12 protein-coding genes are annotated in these 15,214 nt (G+C 70.6%); 11 read left to right on the forward strand and 1 reads right to left on the reverse strand.

Annotated features, from left to right (window positions below; all coding sequences use genetic code 11):
* Positions 1-5: 5 nt before the first annotated feature.
* Complete coding sequence (locus ACO07H_RS02555; protein WP_422010795.1) at positions 6-1,835, reverse strand: serine hydrolase; 1,830 nt, start codon at positions 1,833-1,835, stop codon at positions 6-8.
* Positions 1,836-1,980: 145 nt separating this feature from the next.
* Between ACO07H_RS02555 and ACO07H_RS02560 the strand changes: the two genes are divergently transcribed.
* The 11 genes from ACO07H_RS02560 (at position 1,981) to ACO07H_RS02610 (ending at position 14,904) form a co-directional block, all read left to right on the forward strand.
* Positions 1,981-3,609, forward strand: coding sequence for a peptide chain release factor 3 (locus ACO07H_RS02560; protein ID WP_422010797.1), 1,629 nt, complete (start codon positions 1,981-1,983; stop codon positions 3,607-3,609).
* Between the two features lie 30 nt (positions 3,610-3,639).
* On the forward strand, positions 3,640-4,377 hold the full coding sequence (locus ACO07H_RS02565; protein ID WP_422010799.1) for a zf-TFIIB domain-containing protein: 738 nt from the start codon (positions 3,640-3,642) through the stop codon (positions 4,375-4,377).
* A 5-nt stretch (positions 4,378-4,382) separates the two neighbouring features.
* Positions 4,383-5,570 carry a tetratricopeptide repeat protein gene (locus ACO07H_RS02570; RefSeq protein WP_422010801.1) on the forward strand — a complete coding sequence of 396 codons (1,188 nt, stop codon included), beginning with the start codon at positions 4,383-4,385 and terminating at the stop codon, positions 5,568-5,570.
* A gap of 76 nt (positions 5,571-5,646) precedes the next feature.
* Positions 5,647-6,750: a PQQ-dependent sugar dehydrogenase gene (locus ACO07H_RS02575; protein WP_422011647.1), complete on the forward strand. Its 1,104-nt coding sequence runs from the start codon at positions 5,647-5,649 to the stop codon at positions 6,748-6,750.
* Between the two features lie 158 nt (positions 6,751-6,908).
* Entirely contained in the window at positions 6,909-10,997 is a 4,089-nt protein-coding gene (locus tag ACO07H_RS02580) for a hypothetical protein (RefSeq protein ID WP_422010803.1), read from the forward strand.
* An 87-nt stretch (positions 10,998-11,084) separates the two neighbouring features.
* Positions 11,085-11,396, forward strand: a complete 312-nt coding sequence (locus ACO07H_RS02585) for a type II toxin-antitoxin system HigB family toxin (protein WP_422010805.1) — start codon at positions 11,085-11,087, stop codon at positions 11,394-11,396.
* 17 nt (positions 11,397-11,413) lie between these two features.
* Positions 11,414-11,773 (forward strand): helix-turn-helix domain-containing protein, encoded by a 360-nt coding sequence (locus ACO07H_RS02590; RefSeq protein WP_422010807.1) that lies wholly within the window; start codon positions 11,414-11,416, stop codon positions 11,771-11,773.
* Between the two features lie 141 nt (positions 11,774-11,914).
* The gene (locus tag ACO07H_RS02595) at positions 11,915-12,979 is read left to right on the forward strand and encodes a pirin family protein (RefSeq protein WP_422010809.1); all 1,065 of its coding nucleotides are present in this window, start codon (positions 11,915-11,917) and stop codon (positions 12,977-12,979) included.
* A 68-nt stretch (positions 12,980-13,047) separates the two neighbouring features.
* Positions 13,048-13,392: a thioredoxin family protein gene (locus tag ACO07H_RS02600; protein WP_422010811.1), complete on the forward strand. Its 345-nt coding sequence runs from the start codon at positions 13,048-13,050 to the stop codon at positions 13,390-13,392.
* Positions 13,393-13,707: 315 nt separating this feature from the next.
* A complete protein-coding gene (locus tag ACO07H_RS02605) occupies positions 13,708-14,025 on the forward strand; it encodes a hypothetical protein (protein ID WP_422010813.1) in 318 nt (105 codons plus the stop codon).
* 117 nt (positions 14,026-14,142) lie between these two features.
* Positions 14,143-14,904: a hypothetical protein gene (locus ACO07H_RS02610; RefSeq protein WP_422010815.1), complete on the forward strand. Its 762-nt coding sequence runs from the start codon at positions 14,143-14,145 to the stop codon at positions 14,902-14,904.
* The last annotated feature ends 310 nt before the right edge of the window (positions 14,905-15,214 follow it).

A 15,214-nucleotide genomic window follows, 5' to 3' on the forward strand; every position in this document is an offset into this window, starting at 1 on the left:
GGGTCCTATTCGCCCAGCTTGCGCAGCGCGGCCTGCGCCGACGGCATGTTGGGCTGCAGCGCCAGCGCCTTGCGATAGGCGATGCGGGCCTGCGCGTTGTCCGCCAGCATCATGTGCGCCTCACCCAGGCCGTCCCACGCGTTGGCCGATTCGGGATAGAGCTCGGTGTTGAGCTGCATCAGCGCCAGCGCCGCAGTCTTGTCGCCGCGGCGCAGCAGGCCGTACGCCTGCTGGTTCAGGTAGCCCTCGCTGCCCGCCTCGTCGCGGCTGTCGCGCAGCGTGCGGTAGGCCGCCAGCGCGGCCGCCTTGTCGCCGGCCAGCAGCAGCTCGCGCGGCAGGCGCTGCGTGTCGGCCAGCCGCGGCAGCAGCTGCGCCGTCCCTCGCGCCTGCTCCATGCGCAGGCGCCAGCGGCCGTCGGTGTCGGGCTCGAAGCTGCGTGCCGCTTCCTGGTCGCGCTGCAGGTAGCGGCCGCCGGCCACCGGCACCAGTTCGCGGGCTTCTTCACCGGCCGTGCCGATGAAGAGGCGGTCGCCCTGGCGCGTCACCTGCATCACCTGCTCGGCGTTGAGGCGGTAGCGGCCGGGCGCCTTGTCCAGCGCCTCGGCGCTGGCCGGCAGCGGCGCCAGCGTCTTGAAGCCGGGCCAGCGGTACTCGTGCGCCACGGCCCGCTGCAGCTCGTACATCAGCGCGGGCTGGTTGGCGTTGATCATGATGGCGACGCCCTGGCCGCTGCGCTGGTGCCCCATCATCGTGGCGCAGAAGCCCTCGTCCCAGCCGCCATGGGCGAAATAGGCTTCACCTTCAACCTTCGGCACGGCGAAACCCAGGCCATAGCCGCCGGCTCGCTCGGTGAGCATGTCGCGGGCCAGCGCCGCGGATACCAGCTTGCTGTGCCCGCCGAGCGCCTGCTGCACGCCCAGCGCGAAGCGACCCAGGTCCTGTGAGGTGGTCCACAGGCCGGCCGCGGCCATCTCGGGGTAGCGGTGGCGCTTGCCGGCCACGGCGCTGCCGTCGGGCAGCACGCCGGCCGCGGTACGGGCCAGCAACGCGGGCGGCAGTTGCTGCTCGTAGGTGCTGTCCGCCATGCCCAGCGGGCCCAGCACGCGCTGCTGCATCAGCCGCGGGAAGGGCTGGCCGACGGCATCGCCCATCAGCAGCTGCGCCACCGTATAGCCGCCACCGGAGTAGCGGAAGCCCTGGCCCGGCAGCTGGTCCACCCGCACCGCGGCGGAGTTGGCCGGCGGTTTGCCGTCGAGCACCGCGAGGACGTCGGGCACCTCGGCGTCCGCGGCGTAGCCGGCAAAGCCGGACACGGTCAGCCCGCCCGTGTGGCTGAGCAGGTGCGCCAGCGTGACGGGCACCTGCCGGGTCCAGTCGTTCTCGGGAATGCGCCAGGACTTCAGCTGCGCGTTGACCGGCGTCTGCAACGACAGCTTGCCGTCCTGCACCAGCGCCAGCGCCCCGAAGGCCGCCACCGGTTTGCTGACGGAGCCCGCCTGGAACAAGGTGTCGGGCTTGACCGGCAGGCCCAGCTCGCGGTCGGCGAGGCCGTAGACGCGCGTCCAGGCCAGGCCGTTCTGGTCGATGACGGTGATGGTGAGGCCCGGCACGCCGTAGTGCTTCATGCGCTCCTGCAAGGTCCAGGTCTTGTCGCCGACGAAGCTGACCGGTGGCCGCAGCCCGGCCAGCACACGGGCGATGCGGGCCTCGGTGTCGTCCGGCGCGGCGGCGGCGCCCGCGGCGCAGGCGGAGAACAGGGCCAGGGCCAGGCAGCGCCTGGTGAAGGGGGCGAGCGGGGCGAACGGGGCGACGTAGCGGGTCGACAGACTGCTCATGGGGTGCGGGGCCGGGCGGTGAATGAAGGCCGCAGCCTAGCCACCCGGTCCGTGGACAGTCCACGCCGGCGTGACGGAATGCAGCGGCGCCTGCCTCAGATGCCGCCAGGGCCGACAATCGCCGGTTCGCTCAGAGACCATCACCATGTCCGCCGACCTGCCCACCCGTATCCAGACGGAAGTCCGCCGCCGCCGCACCTTCGCCATCATTTCCCACCCCGACGCGGGCAAGACCACGCTGACGGAGAAGCTGCTGCTGTTCTCGGGCGCGATTCAGATCGCCGGCTCGGTGAAGGCGCGCAAGGCCAGCCGGCATGCCACGTCGGACTGGATGGAGATCGAGAAGCAGCGCGGCATCTCGGTGGCGTCGAGCGTGATGCAGATGGAATACCGCGACTGCGTCATCAACCTGCTGGACACGCCGGGCCACCAGGACTTCTCCGAGGACACCTACCGCGTGCTGACCGCGGTGGACGCGGCGCTGATGGTCATCGACGCGGCCAACGGCGTGGAGCCGCAGACCCGCCGCCTGCTGCAGGTCTGCCGCGCGCGCAACACGCCCATCCTCACCTTCGTCAACAAGATGGACCGTGAGGTGAAAGACCCGCTGGTGCTGATGGACGAGATCGAGCAGGAGCTGGGCATGACCGTGGTGCCCTTCACCTGGCCGGTGGGCATGGGCAAGCAGTTCCACGGCGTGATGGACCTGCGCCAGCAGCGCATGCGCGTGTTCGCCCCCGGCGAGGACCGCGCCGCCGGCACGGAAGAAGTGCTGGAAGGCCTGGACAACCCCGCCTACGCGGAGCGCTTCGGCATGCAGTACGAGCAGGCCGAGGGCGAGATCGAGCTGGTGCGCGAGGCCGCGCCCGCGTTCGACCGCGATGCGTTCCTGACCGGCCGCCAGACGCCCATGTTCTTCGGCTCGGCCGTCAACAACTTCGGCGTGCAGGAGGTGCTGGACGCCCTCGTCGAGCTGGCGCCCGCGCCGGACGCACGCGTGGCCATGCAGCGCACCGTGCAGCCCGAGGAGCCCAAGTTCACCGGCGTGGTGTTCAAGATCCAGGCCAACATGGACCCGGCCCACCGCGACCGCATCGCCTTCCTGCGCGTGGCCTCGGGCCGCTTCGAGCGTGGCATGAACCTGAAGGTGGTGCGCTCGGGCAAGACGCTGCGCCCCAACAGCGTGGTGACCTTCATGAGCCAGAAGCGCGAGCTGCTGGACGAGGCCTTTGCCGGCGACATCATCGGCATCCCCAACCACGGCGTGCTGCAGCTGGGCGACACCATCACCGAGGGCGAGGCGCTGCAGTACACCGGCCTGCCGTTCTTTGCGCCGGAAATGTTCCGCGCGGTCGAGGTCGCCGACCCGCTGAAGACCAAGCAGCTGCGTGCCGGCCTGACCCAGCTCGGCGAGGAAGGCGCGATCCAGGTGTTCCGCCCGATGGCCGGCAGCGTGCTGCTGCTGGGCGCCGTGGGCCAGCTGCAGTTCGAGGTGGTGGCGCACCGGCTGGAGCACGAGTACGGCTGCAAGGCCCGCATCATGCCCAGCCGCTTCCAGGTGGCGCGCTGGGTCACTTGCGAGGACCCGCACGAGCTCAAGCGCTTCATCGACGCCAACGACCACCGCATGGCCCTGGACGCGGTGGACGCGCCGACCGTGCTGGTCGAGTACGCGCCCGAGCTGCGCGCCATCGAGAGCAACTGGCCCAAGATCAAGTTCCACGCGCTGCGCGAGCACGCGGGGCTGGTGTTCCAGCAGCGGCTGGACGGCTGAGGTGGCTGGCGGGACATCTAACATCTGGCGATGCCCGTTTCAGTTTCAAACACCCGGCCCTGCCCCTCCTGCAGCGACGCGATGCAGCTGCAACGCCTGCCGGCCGTGTATGGCGGCGAGGTGGAGATCGACTTCTGCTTCGCCTGCCAGGGCATCTGGTTCGACCGGCTGGAGAACCTGAAGCTCGCGCCCGAGGCCATCGCCACGGTGTTCAAGGCCATGCACCGGCACAACGGCGAGGCCCACCGGCCGTTGGCCGAGGTGCTGCGCTGCCCGGCGTGCCGCGGCCGGCTGTCGCAGGGCTTCGACATCGTGCGCAGCGGCCGCTACATCACGCACCGCTGCGAGATGCAGCACGGGCGCTTCAGCAGCTTCGCGTCGTTCATGATCGAGAAGGGCTTCGTGCGCCAGCTCACGCGGCCCGAGATCGCGGACATCGCCCGCAAGGTCGGCGTGATCCATTGCAGCAGCTGCGGCGCGCCGGTGGACCTGCGCAAGGAGGACGCCTGCTCGCACTGCCGCTCGGCGCTGTCGCTGCTGGACCCCGAGGCGGTCGAGAAGGCGCTGCAGACCTATGCCAAGACGCCCGCCCGGCCCACGGCCCCCGACACCGCCGTGGCCGACGCCCTCGTCGCGATGGCGCGGGAACGCTCGCGCAGCGAGCGCGAGGCCGCGCGGCTGCCGGCCGCCGGCCTCGTCGGCGCGGTGCTCACGGTGGACCTGCTCAGCGTGGGCCTGAACCTGGTCAGCAGCCTGTGGGAGGACTGAACGCCATGACGCCACCCGCCAGCCGCGATTTCGAGCAGGGCCTGGCCCTGCACCAGCAAGGCCGCCTGGACGAGGCCGAGGCCTGCTACCGCCGCATGCTGCGCACGGCGCCCACGCATTTCGACGCGCTGCACCTGCTGGGCGTGCTGGCGGGCCAGACCAACCGCTTCGACGAGGCCCTCGGCCTGCTGACCCGCGCCCTCGCGCAACGCCCGGACAGCGCACCCGCGCTGAACAACCTGGGCAACACGCTGGGTAGCCTGGGCCGGCACCAGGACGCGGTGCAGGCCTTCGAGCGCGCGCTGGCCGTGCGCCCCGAGGACGCCAAGGCCTTGCGCAACCGCGGCACCAGCCTGCGCGCGCTGGACAAGCCCGTGGAGGCGCTGGCCAGCTTCGACGCGGCGCTGGCGCTGCAGCCCGACTACGCCGAGGCATTGATCGGTCGCGCGGAGTGCCTGCTGACGCTGCATGCCAAGGCGCAGGCCATCGAGACCTTCCGCAAGGCCTTGGCGCTGGGCAAGGACGTGGACCAGATCCGCTACGTGCTGGCCTCGCTGGGCGCCGGGCCCGCGCCGTCCACCGCGCCGCCGGGCTATGTCGAAGCGCTGTTCGACATGTACTCGCACCACTTCGACAAGCACCTCGTCGAGAACCTGGCCTACCGCACCCCCGGGCTGCTGGTGGCCGAGCTGAGGCTGGCGCAGCCGCCCACGGGTGTCGACGTCATCGACCTGGGCTGCGGCACCGGCCTGTGCGGCCCGCTGCTGCGGCCGCTGGCGCGCGAGCTCGTGGGCGTGGACCTGTCGGGCCTGATGCTGGCCAAGGCGCGAGAGCTGGGGCTGTACGACGAACTCGTGCAGGGTGAGATTGCCGCCGTGCTGCAGGGCCGGCCGCAGCGCTACGACGTGGCGGTCGCCGCCGACGTGTTCGTCTACATCGGCGAACTGGACGCCGTCTTCGCCGCCACGGTGGCCGCGCTGCGCCCGGGCGGGCTGTTCGCGTTCTCGGTGGAGGCCTGCGAAGGCGCCGACTTCACGCTCGGCGCCACCCGCCGCTATGCGCATTCCATGGCCTACCTGCAGCGCCTGGCCACCACCCACGGGCTGCAGGTGGCGTCGTCGCGGCAGTGCGTCATCCGCAAGGAAAGCGACCAGGGCGTGGACGGGCTGCTGGTGGTGATGCGCCGGCCCTGAGCCGCATGCCGCGCGCGGGTGCGGCGGCGGCAACTGCGATGATGCGGGCCCCTTGTCCAGCCCCTTCCCCACCGCGATGAGCAAGCGCCTTCTTCCCCTCCTCCTGGCCCTGGGCGGCACGCTGGCCATGGCCCAGGCGCCCCGGCTCGACACCGTCGTCGAAGGCCTGAAGACGCCGTGGGCGCTGGCCTTCCTGCCCGGCGGCCAGTTCCTCATCACCGAGCGCGACGGCGCACTGCGCACCGCCACGCCCGGCGGCAAGCCCAGCGCGCCCATCCAGGGCGTGCCGGCGGTCGATGCCGTGGGCCAGGGCGGCCTGCTGGACGTGCAGGTGGACAGCGACTTCGCCCGCAACCGCACGATCTACTTCTGCTACGCCGAGGCCGGTGAGAACAAGACCAATGGCACCGCGCTGGCCCGCGCCAGGCTCAGCGACGACCTGAAGCGGCTGACCGACGTGAAGGTCATCTTCCGCCAGCAGCCCAAGATGGCGAGCCGCAACCATTTCGGCTGCCGCATCGCCGAGGTGCCCGACGGCAAGCTGGTGCTGAGCCTGGGTGAGCGCTTCTCCGGCATGCAGAGCGCGCAGACGCTGGACAACCACCTCGGCAAGCTGGTGCGCATCGGCAAGGACGGCAGCGTGCCGGCCGACAACCCGTTCGTGAACACGGCCGGCGCGCTGCCCGAGATCTGGAGCTACGGCCACCGCAACTCGCAAGGCCTGACCCTCGACGACAAGGGCCAGCTGTGGGAGCACGAGCACGGCCCGCAAGGCGGCGACGAGCTGAACCTGATCGCCCCGAAGCTGAACTACGGCTGGCCCGTCATCACCTACGGCGAGAACTACGGCGGCGGCAAGATCGGCGACGGCCTCTTCGCCAAGGCCGGCATGGAGCAGCCCGTCGTCAAGTGGGTGCCCTCCATCGCGCCCTCGGGACTGGTGCGCCTGAAGAGCGCCAAGTACGGCCCCGCCTGGCAGGGCAGCTTCTTCATCGGCTCGCTGAAGTTCGGCTACCTCGAGCGGGTGCGGCTGGATGCGGACAACCGGCCCGTCGAGCAGGAGAAGCTGTTCGCGGACACCGGGCGGATGAGGGATGTGCGCGAAGGGCCGGACGGGCTGCTGTACCTGGTGCTGGAAGGGCATGGCCGCATCGTGAAGGTGGTGCCGGCGGGGTCTTGAGTTGTCGAGCTTTCTGGCTGTCGGTTGATGGCCAGTACCGTGCCGGGATTTGCCTCGGCAGCCACCCACCCGGGCTCAGAACTGCCCGCCCGCTCCTAAGCAATCAGCCACGCTGAGCCCAAAAGGTCTGCGACGATCCGCCCCCAACGGAGACGCCCATGCAGACGACGATCAAGATCCGCCGCCTGGCCGCTGGCCTGTTGATGAGCGCGCTGGCCGCCCAGGCCGCGCCGCTGACCCCGGCCGAGCTGCCGCCCGCCGTGCGCGACTGGCTGCCCTGGGCGCAGCAGGGCCAGCCGCCGCTGGGCTGCCCCACGGGTGCAGCAGAGAACGAGGCGCCCGTCTGCGTCTGGCCCGGCCGCCTGCAGCTCGCCGCAGGCACGCGCGACGCGACGTTCCGGCTCGACGTCCAGGTGTTCGGCGCCCCGGCGCGCGTGGCCCTGCCCGGCGAGGCCGGGGCCTGGCCGCAGGACGTGAAGGCCGGCGGCAAGCCGCTGCCCGTGACCGAAGCGGACGGCCACCCGGGCGTGTGGCTCGCGCCCGGCACGCACGTCGTCGAAGGCCGCATCACCTGGGCGCAGATGCCGCAGAACCTGGCCGTGCCCGCGGGCCTGGGCGCCATCGTCGTGAGCAGCGACGGCGCCACGCAAAGCCGCGCGCCGGACGGCGAAGGGCGCCTGTGGCTGCGCGCCGTCGCGAGCCCCACGGAGGCCACCGACAGCCTCGGCGTGCAGACCGTGCGCCTGGTCGACGACGAGCTGCCGCTGACCGTGACCACCGCCTTCGAACTGCGCGTGGCCGGCCGCGCCCGCGCCGTGGCGCTGCCGCTGGCGCTGCTGCCGGGCCTGCGTGCGATGCAGCTGGACAGCCCGCTGCCCGCGCGGCTGACCGAGGATGGCCAGCTCGTCGTGCAGGCCCGCCCCGGCGCGTGGCACATCGAGCTGCGGTCGCGGCTGAACACGCCGGTGCAGGCGCTGACGCTGCCCAAGGAGGCTGCGGACGAGGAAGTCTGGGTCGTCAAGGCCGCGCCGGCGCTGCGGCAGATCCGCCCCGAAGGCCCGGCGAGCGTGGACCCGCGCCAGGTCGAGATGCCCGAGGCCTGGCGCGCGCTGCCGGCCTTCCGCCTGAAGCCCGGCGAGACGCTGAAGCTGACCGAGCTGCAGCGTGGCAACGCCAGGCCGGCGCCGGACACGCTGCGCCTGCAGCGCCGGCTGTGGCTGGACTTCGACGGCCGCGGGCTGACGGCGAACGACCAGTTCGAAGGCCAGCTCTCGGCCAGTTCGCGGCTCGCCATGCCCGCACCCGGCCAGCTCGGCCGCGCGGCGCTGGGCGCGCAGGACCAGCCCATCACGCGGCTGGCCGCGGACGGCCCCGCCGGCTTCGAGGTGCGCGAGCGCAGCGCCAGCATCGAGGCCGACAGCCGCTGGCCGGCCGGCGAGGCGCTGCCCGCGAGCGGCTGGCGCGTGAACGTGGACCACCTGCAGGCGGTGCTGCAACTGCCGCCCGGCTGGCGGCTGCTGCATGCGCAAGGCCCCAGCAGCGCCGACGGCGCGTGGGTGGGCATGTGGACGCTGTGGGACTTCTTCTTCGTGCTGCTGGCCGCGCTCGCCGCGCAGCGGCTGCTGGGCTGGCGCGTGGGCCTGCTGCTGGCCGCGGCGCTGGTGCTGACCTGGCACACACCGGGCAGCCCGGCCGCGGTGCTGTGGTTCGGCCTGCTGGCGCTGACGGCGCTGGCGCGCGTGCTGCCGGCGGGCCGCGCGCAGACGGCCTTCGCGCGCGGCCGCCTCGCGGTGGCGGCCGTGCTGGCGCTGGTGCTGCTGCCGTTCGCGGTGCAGCAGGTGCGGGAGGCGATCTATCCCAGTCTTGAAAGCGACCGCTCGATGGCAGGATTTTCCATGCGCGAGCAAGCGCTTCCGGCCGCAGCGCCGGCCATGCAAATGGCCCCCTCTGAACGCTCCCGCGCGCCGGCCAAAGACAGCGGCTACGAGTCGAAGAACGTCATGGAACGCGTCGACCCCAACGCCCGCGTGCAGACCGGCCCCGGCCTGCCCACGTGGTCCTGGCGCGGCCACACGCTGACCTGGAGCGGCCCGGTCACGCCGGAGCAGACGCTGCGCCTGTGGCTGCTGCCGCCGTGGGCCACGGCGCTGCTCAAGCTCTCGGGCCTGGCGCTGCTGGCGCTGGCACTCGTCGTCGTCACCGGCATGAGGCCGCCGCGACTGCCCAGGCATAGGGTCAGCGGGGCCAGCGCGGCCGGCGTGGCCGCCGCGGCGCTGCTGATGACGTTGGGCCTGGCGCCCACGCCCAGCGACGCGGCGCCGCCCACCGTCGCCAAGCCCGAGGCCGGCAGCGCCGGCAGCGCCAGCACTGCCAGCTGGCCCAGCGACGAGCAGCTCCAGGCCGTGCGCGACAAGCTCGCCGCGCCGCCGGACTGCCTGCCGCGCTGCGCGGAGCTGGCGCGGCTGTTCGTCAGCGCGTCGGGCGCGACCGTGCAGCTGCGTGCCGAGATCCATGCGCAGGCGCTGGTGGCCGTGCCGCTGCCGGGCCAGGGCACGGGCTGGCAGCCGGGCAGCGTGACGCTGGACGGCCAGCCGGCCGCGACGCGGCGCAATGGCGAAGGCCGGCTGCTGATCGCCGTGCCGGCCGGCGTGCACCAGGTCGTGCTCACGGCCGACGTGGGCAACGCCAGCGGCCTGGACATCGCGCTGCCGCTGCCGCCGCGCGCGCTGCAGAGCGAGCTGAAGGGCTGGGCGCTGGCCGGGCTGGACCCGCGCGGCGAGAGCACCGGCGCGATCACGCTGAGCCGCGAAGTGGCGGCCGGCAGCACCCGCGCGGAAGACGCCGGCACGCAGCGCGACGCGCTGCCGCCGCTGGTGCGCGTGGACCGGCACCTGTCGCTGGGCCTGCGCTGGCAGGCAGCGACGCAGATCCAGCGCCTGGCCCCCAGCCGCGCGCCGCTGCGCGTGCGCTGGGCGCTGCTGCCGGGCGAGGCCGTCAGCGATGCGCGCGTGACGGTGGACGGTGGTGTCGCCAGCCTGCAGCTCGGCGGCGACGACGACACGGTCGTGGAGAGCACGCTGACCCCCACCGAAACGCTGACGCTGGTGGCCGGCCGCGAGCCCAACCAGGTGGAGCGCTGGACGCTGGACGCGTCGGCGCAATGGCATGTGGACGCCAGCGGCCTGGCCGCCACGGCGCTGCAGCAGGGCGGCCAGTGGCAGCCCGAGTGGCGGCCCTGGCCCGGCGAGACGCTGAAGCTGGCGGTGCGCAAGCCCGCCGGCGTGGCCGGCCAGACGCTGACGCTGGACAGCGTGCGCACCACCATCGACCCCGGCGAGCGCAGCACCGACCTGCAGCTGGACCTGAAGCTGCGCGCCAGCCTGGGCGGCCCGCATGCGATCCAGCTGCCGGCCGGCGCGGAGCTGCTGGGCGTGACGCTGCGCGGCGACGTGCTGCCGCTGCAGCTGCGCGACGGCGCCGTGTCGCTGCCGCTGACGCCCGGCGCGCAGGATGTGCAGATCCGCTGGCGCGAGCCCGCGGGCATGGGCACGCTGTGGCGCCACGAGGGCCTGGCACTGGGGCTGCCGGGCGTCAACGACGCGCTGACGCTGAACGTGCCGCAGAACCGCATCGTGCTCGCGCTGGGCGGGCCGCTGATGGGGCCGGCCGTGCTGATCTGGGGCGTGCTGGCGGTCGTGCTCGTGCTGGCCTGGTTCGCGCCGCGCGGGCTGCCGGGCGTCATGGCGCGGCCGGCGTGGCTGATCCTGGCGCTGGGCGTGGCGCCGGTGTCGCTGGCGGCGCTGGCGCTGCTGGCGGGCTGGTTCGCGCTGCTGGAGGCGCGGCGGCGCTGGGCGCTGGCGGTGCCCGACGCGGCGCGTTGGGCGCGCATCCTCGTGCAGTGGCTGCTGGTGCTGTGGACGCTGTTCGCCATCGGCGCGCTGCTGGACGTGCTGCGCACCGGGCTGCTGGGCTACCCGGACCTGATGATCGCCGGGCCCGGGTCCGGCAGCCACCTGCTGAGCTGGACATCCGACCGCTTCACCGAGCACACGGCCGGCGCCTGGGTGCTGAGCGCGCCGGTGTGGCTGTACCGCGTGGCGATGCTGGCCTGGGCGCTGTGGCTGGCCGTGTCGCTGCTGAAGTGGGTGGGCTGGGCCTGGGCGGCCTTCAGCGCGGGTGGGGCGTGGCCGGCACAGGGGGCGAAGGCTGCGGCGAGCGAGGAGAACGACGCGAAGGGGAACGAGTGACATCCACACCGTCGGAAGGTGGTGGAGCGGGTGACGTCCGGAGCACCGATGTTGTGCTAGTCCCAATTTGGGACTAGCATGTGAAGCATGCGGGTCGTCGCCATCTCCACGCTCAAGGACTTCTGGACCCAGCCGGGCCGGGATGACGCCAAGGAGCCGCTGCAAAGCTGGTATGCCGTGGCCACGAGAGCCACTTGGGCGTCACCCGCCGAAGTCAAGGCGCAATACGGCAATGCCAGCATCATTGGAAACAACCGGGTCGTGTTCAACGTCGCTGGCAACAAGTACCGCCTGATCGTGGCGTTTGCCTACCGCGTCCAGGTGGCCTACGTGAAGTTCATTGGCACGCACACGGATTACGACAAGATCGATGCCGCCACCGTGGACATGACCGGCTGAAGCTTCAGGAGATGACGATGGAAATCACACCGATCCGCACTGAAGGCGACTACCGTGCTGCGCTGCGCGAGGTCTCGATGCTGGTGGACCTTGATCCCAACGTCGGGACACCCGATGGCGACCGCCTTGAGGTTCTTTCCACCCTGGTGGAGGCCTACGAGCGCAAACACTTCCCCATGTCTGCACCTGACCCGATCGAGGCCATCAAATTCAGCATGGAACAGCATGGCCTCACCGTGCACGACTTGGAGCCGATGATCGGCCGCACGAACCGTGTGTACGAGGTGCTGGCACGCAAGAGGCCGCTGACGCTGGCCATGGTGCGGCGGCTGCATGCCCAGCTTGGGATCCCGGCCGAAAGCCTGATCGGGACCTGAGTTCAGCGGGCGCCATGCGGCGGGTGGGAAACACCTTTGGAGGTCTTCCCCTTGCGCACGGACGGACCTCCTGCGGGGACCGCTGAGCTTCATCGTCGGCCCGGGCGGGCAGGGTCAACCGACACGCGCTAGGCTGGCGCCATGAGCACCGCCACCTTGCCGCCCTCCCTCCTCGCCGTCACGCCCCTGGGCATGCCCTGGGAAACGCTGGACCCCTTCCTGTTCTGCGTCCACCACGACGACGCCTACCCGCCCGGCAACGGCCGCTACGGGCCGGACGCGGCGCTGCTGCGCGGCCGGCAGATCGGCTCGGACTTTGCCGGCCAGGACGGCTGGCGCATGTACCACGGCGAGCAGGTGCCGGGCTTCCCGGCCCACCCGCACCGCGGCTTCGAGACGGTGACCATCGTGCGCCGGGGCCGCATCGACCATTCGGACTCGCTCGGCGCGGGCGCGCGCTTCGGCGGCGGCGACGTGCAGTGGCTGACCGCCGGGCGCGGCATCGTGCATGCCGAGATGTTCCCACTGCTGCGCACCGATGCGCCCAACCCGCTGGAGCTGTTCCAGATCTGGCTCAACCTGCCGGCGGCCAGCAAGATGGTGGCGCCGCACTTCACGATGTTCTGGTCGCACGACATCCCGGGCCACCGCTTCATGGACGAGGCCGGGCGGGCGACGGAGGTCGTGTGCATCGCCGGCGCCCTGCCGCTGCCGGCCGGCACCGCCACGCCCCTGCCGCCGCCGCCCGACTCCTGGGCCTCGCGGGCGGACGCCGACGTCGCCATCTGGACGCTGCGCCTGGCCCCGGGCGCGCGCTGGGTGCTGCCGCCGGCCGCCGGCACGGGCACGCGCCGCAAGCTCTACTTCTTTGCCGGCTCGCGGCTGGCGGTGGACGGCCAGCCCGTGGCCGTGAAGCACGCCGTCGAGGTGCGGGCCGGCGCCGCCATCACGCTCGTGAACGAAGGCGCCGAGCCCGCCGAACTGCTGATGCTGCAGGGCCGCCCCATCGGCGAGCCGGTCGCCCAGTACGGCCCCTTCGTCATGAACACCGAGCAGGAGCTGCGCCAGGCCTTCGAGGACTACCGCCGCACCCAGTTCGGCGGCTGGCCCTGGCCCGACGCGGCGCCGGTGCACGGCGAGGAGGACGGGCGCTTTGCGCGCCATGCGGACGGCCGCGTGGAGCGCTGGCCCTCGCAGACGCCGTGAGCCGGCCGGGCACCGCCCTTGCCTCTGACACTGCTGACACCGCTGACGCCCTGCCACCGGAGATGCCCATGACCACGCTTGCACCCTACGCCGCCGAGACGCTGTCACGCGCCGAGGTGGACGCCTTGCCCGGCCCGACGGTGCTGGAGTTCGGCACCAACTGGTGCGGCATCTGCCAGGCCGCCACCCCGGCCATCGCCCAGGCCCTGGCCGCGCATGCTGCGCATGCCGCGGGCGCACCGCTGCGCCACCTGCGCGTGGAAGACGGCCCAGGCCGGCCGCTGGGCCGGTCCTTCGGCATCAAGCTGTGGCCGACGCTGGTGCTGCTGCAGGACGGCCGGGAGGTCGCCCGCGTCGTGCGGCCGCAGCAGGCGGCAGCGATTGGGGATGCGCTGGCGTCGTTGGCGCCGTAGACGTTGGCGGCGCGGCGGTTGTGGGCCAGGCGCCCGCGAAAGGCCGACGTCGGGCGCCGCCGCATCGAACCGCTCATGCGTCCTCCAGGGGCGTGAATACCCCCCGTTGCCCACACAGAAGGCGGCTGGCAGAGTCGCTGCCATGCCTGCTGCTTTTTGCACCTGTTGAATGACCGCGATGTGCCACGCGTCGGACGAAATGTCATTCCCTGACAAGGCATTGCCAGGGCTTTCGGGGACTTGGTTAAGCGGCAATTCGCGGAGTTATGCGGCACGGCGTGCTGGATAAACCAATAGTTAGGCGTCAGGACTGCCATGCCAATCGCGATCGATCTGAATCATCGAAAGGTGCGATCCGCATCCCAGCTCATCGAATGGGCGGTACGCGAGTTCCAACTTAGCGACGCACCTACTCTTCCAGGCGACCCGGAAAAGTTCGTTGGTGCAATCTATGAACACCTACTAAAGCGTCGCTTGGCGTTCAAGGTCCAAGAGCAGAATTCCTCCGAAGCGGCTGCTGACGTCCGCTCGCTATTGGAAGGGCCGAATGGTTGGAGGCAGGTTCTTGGCTTTCATCTCTATCGCGATTCCGACAACAGTTCTGCCTATGTATTCTTCAGCCAAGCAAACTAGTGGCACCGGGTCTGCTGCTAGCCAGCACCCGACGCCTAACCTGTCGCTCGAGCCGACTCGCGTCGGCAAGCCGCCGCTCGCGGCTCAGCTTCAACGTCTAGCCAACATAAGGCCCCAATGCCAACACCCCCTCCCCCGTTCTACCTCGACTGGACGTTCTGGGCAGCAGTTTGGGCGCTGATCGCGGTCGTGCTATCTCAGCTGCCACCTATTCATTTGCTGCTGCGACCAAAACGCCTCGAAGTTGAGGTACACAGCCGAATAGGCATCACGCACAAGGTCGGAAATCCGAACGCAAGCGTCGTAGTCAGCGTTCGGAACACCGGGGGTCGGGAACTTCGCATCCGAGGTCTACGACTGGACATCGTCCGCGATGGAAAGTCACTGGTGACCTTACCCGCACAGAACTACTTTGAACTGCCTTCGTCGCAGTCTTCCGTACTCTTCGTCCCGTTCTCACTCAAGCCCGGCGAGACATGGGCACACAGCGTTGCCTTTCTGAATTTCTTTGACCGCCTAACGGAAAAGCAATTTCGTGAGAATATTTCGGCACTGGACTCAGACATCCGTCGAAAGATCAGAGCGCGACCGGAAGACGAAAAGGCTGCAGTTGTTGCAGATCCGGCGCTCATCCAGCCATTCAACACACTCTTTGAAAAACTGTTCGTCTGGCTGCCAGGCGAGTACGTCGCGAATCTTCAGGTCGCTGCACAGCCTGGATCCGCGTCCTACAGCAAGAAGTACAGATTCACACTCTACGAATCCGACACAGCCGAACTGCGCGAACACATCGACGACTATCCGTTCGGCGGAGGTCTCACGTACAACGTCGAACGTCACGCGGGCGTCAACGTTCCACTGTCCGAGCATGTCGGCTAACCTTCTACAGGGACTTCCCGGTAAATCAACCGATTCGGTATTGGCTGCTTTCGATACGTGCCTTTGCTGTTTTCCCTTCAAGACCTGAATTCGAGTTCGATGCAGCGCCACAGAAAACAGACTGCACATCTACAGGCGGCCTTGTTGCTCGGGTTTCGGTGCGGGCCCAGATACCAACCGCTCAGCAGGGCTGAGCCCTGACACAAGGCGCCCTGAGGGCAGCTTATGCCTGGCGAAGGGCCAAGCCTCTGGCTTGGCGCGGCCTGCAAGCTGCCATTCACTCATCGCCGTCGCCACCATGGGCGCGGCA

The sequence above is a fragment of the Roseateles sp. genome (assembly GCF_965229315.1).
Taxonomy (GTDB): Bacteria; Pseudomonadota; Gammaproteobacteria; order Burkholderiales; family Burkholderiaceae_C; genus Pelomonas.

What these genes read in the sequence shown, in the direction of transcription:
- ACO07H_RS02555 (WP_422010795.1), bottom strand. Translation starts at nt 1,835, where the DNA reads ATGAGCAGTCTGTCGACCCGCTACGTCGCCCCGTTCGCCCCGCTCGCC.
- ACO07H_RS02560 (WP_422010797.1), top strand. Translation starts at nt 1,981, where the DNA reads ATGTCCGCCGACCTGCCCACCCGTATCCAGACGGAAGTCCGCCGCCGC.
- ACO07H_RS02565 (WP_422010799.1), top strand. Translation starts at nt 3,640, where the DNA reads ATGCCCGTTTCAGTTTCAAACACCCGGCCCTGCCCCTCCTGCAGCGAC.
- ACO07H_RS02570 (WP_422010801.1), top strand. Translation starts at nt 4,383, where the DNA reads ATGACGCCACCCGCCAGCCGCGATTTCGAGCAGGGCCTGGCCCTGCAC.
- ACO07H_RS02575 (WP_422011647.1), top strand. Translation starts at nt 5,647, where the DNA reads ATGAGCAAGCGCCTTCTTCCCCTCCTCCTGGCCCTGGGCGGCACGCTG.
- ACO07H_RS02580 (WP_422010803.1), top strand. Translation starts at nt 6,909, where the DNA reads ATGCAGACGACGATCAAGATCCGCCGCCTGGCCGCTGGCCTGTTGATG.
- ACO07H_RS02585 (WP_422010805.1), top strand. Translation starts at nt 11,085, where the DNA reads ATGCGGGTCGTCGCCATCTCCACGCTCAAGGACTTCTGGACCCAGCCG.
- ACO07H_RS02590 (WP_422010807.1), top strand. Translation starts at nt 11,414, where the DNA reads ATGGAAATCACACCGATCCGCACTGAAGGCGACTACCGTGCTGCGCTG.
- ACO07H_RS02595 (WP_422010809.1), top strand. Translation starts at nt 11,915, where the DNA reads ATGAGCACCGCCACCTTGCCGCCCTCCCTCCTCGCCGTCACGCCCCTG.
- ACO07H_RS02600 (WP_422010811.1), top strand. Translation starts at nt 13,048, where the DNA reads ATGACCACGCTTGCACCCTACGCCGCCGAGACGCTGTCACGCGCCGAG.
- ACO07H_RS02605 (WP_422010813.1), top strand. Translation starts at nt 13,708, where the DNA reads ATGCCAATCGCGATCGATCTGAATCATCGAAAGGTGCGATCCGCATCC.
- ACO07H_RS02610 (WP_422010815.1), top strand. Translation starts at nt 14,143, where the DNA reads ATGCCAACACCCCCTCCCCCGTTCTACCTCGACTGGACGTTCTGGGCA.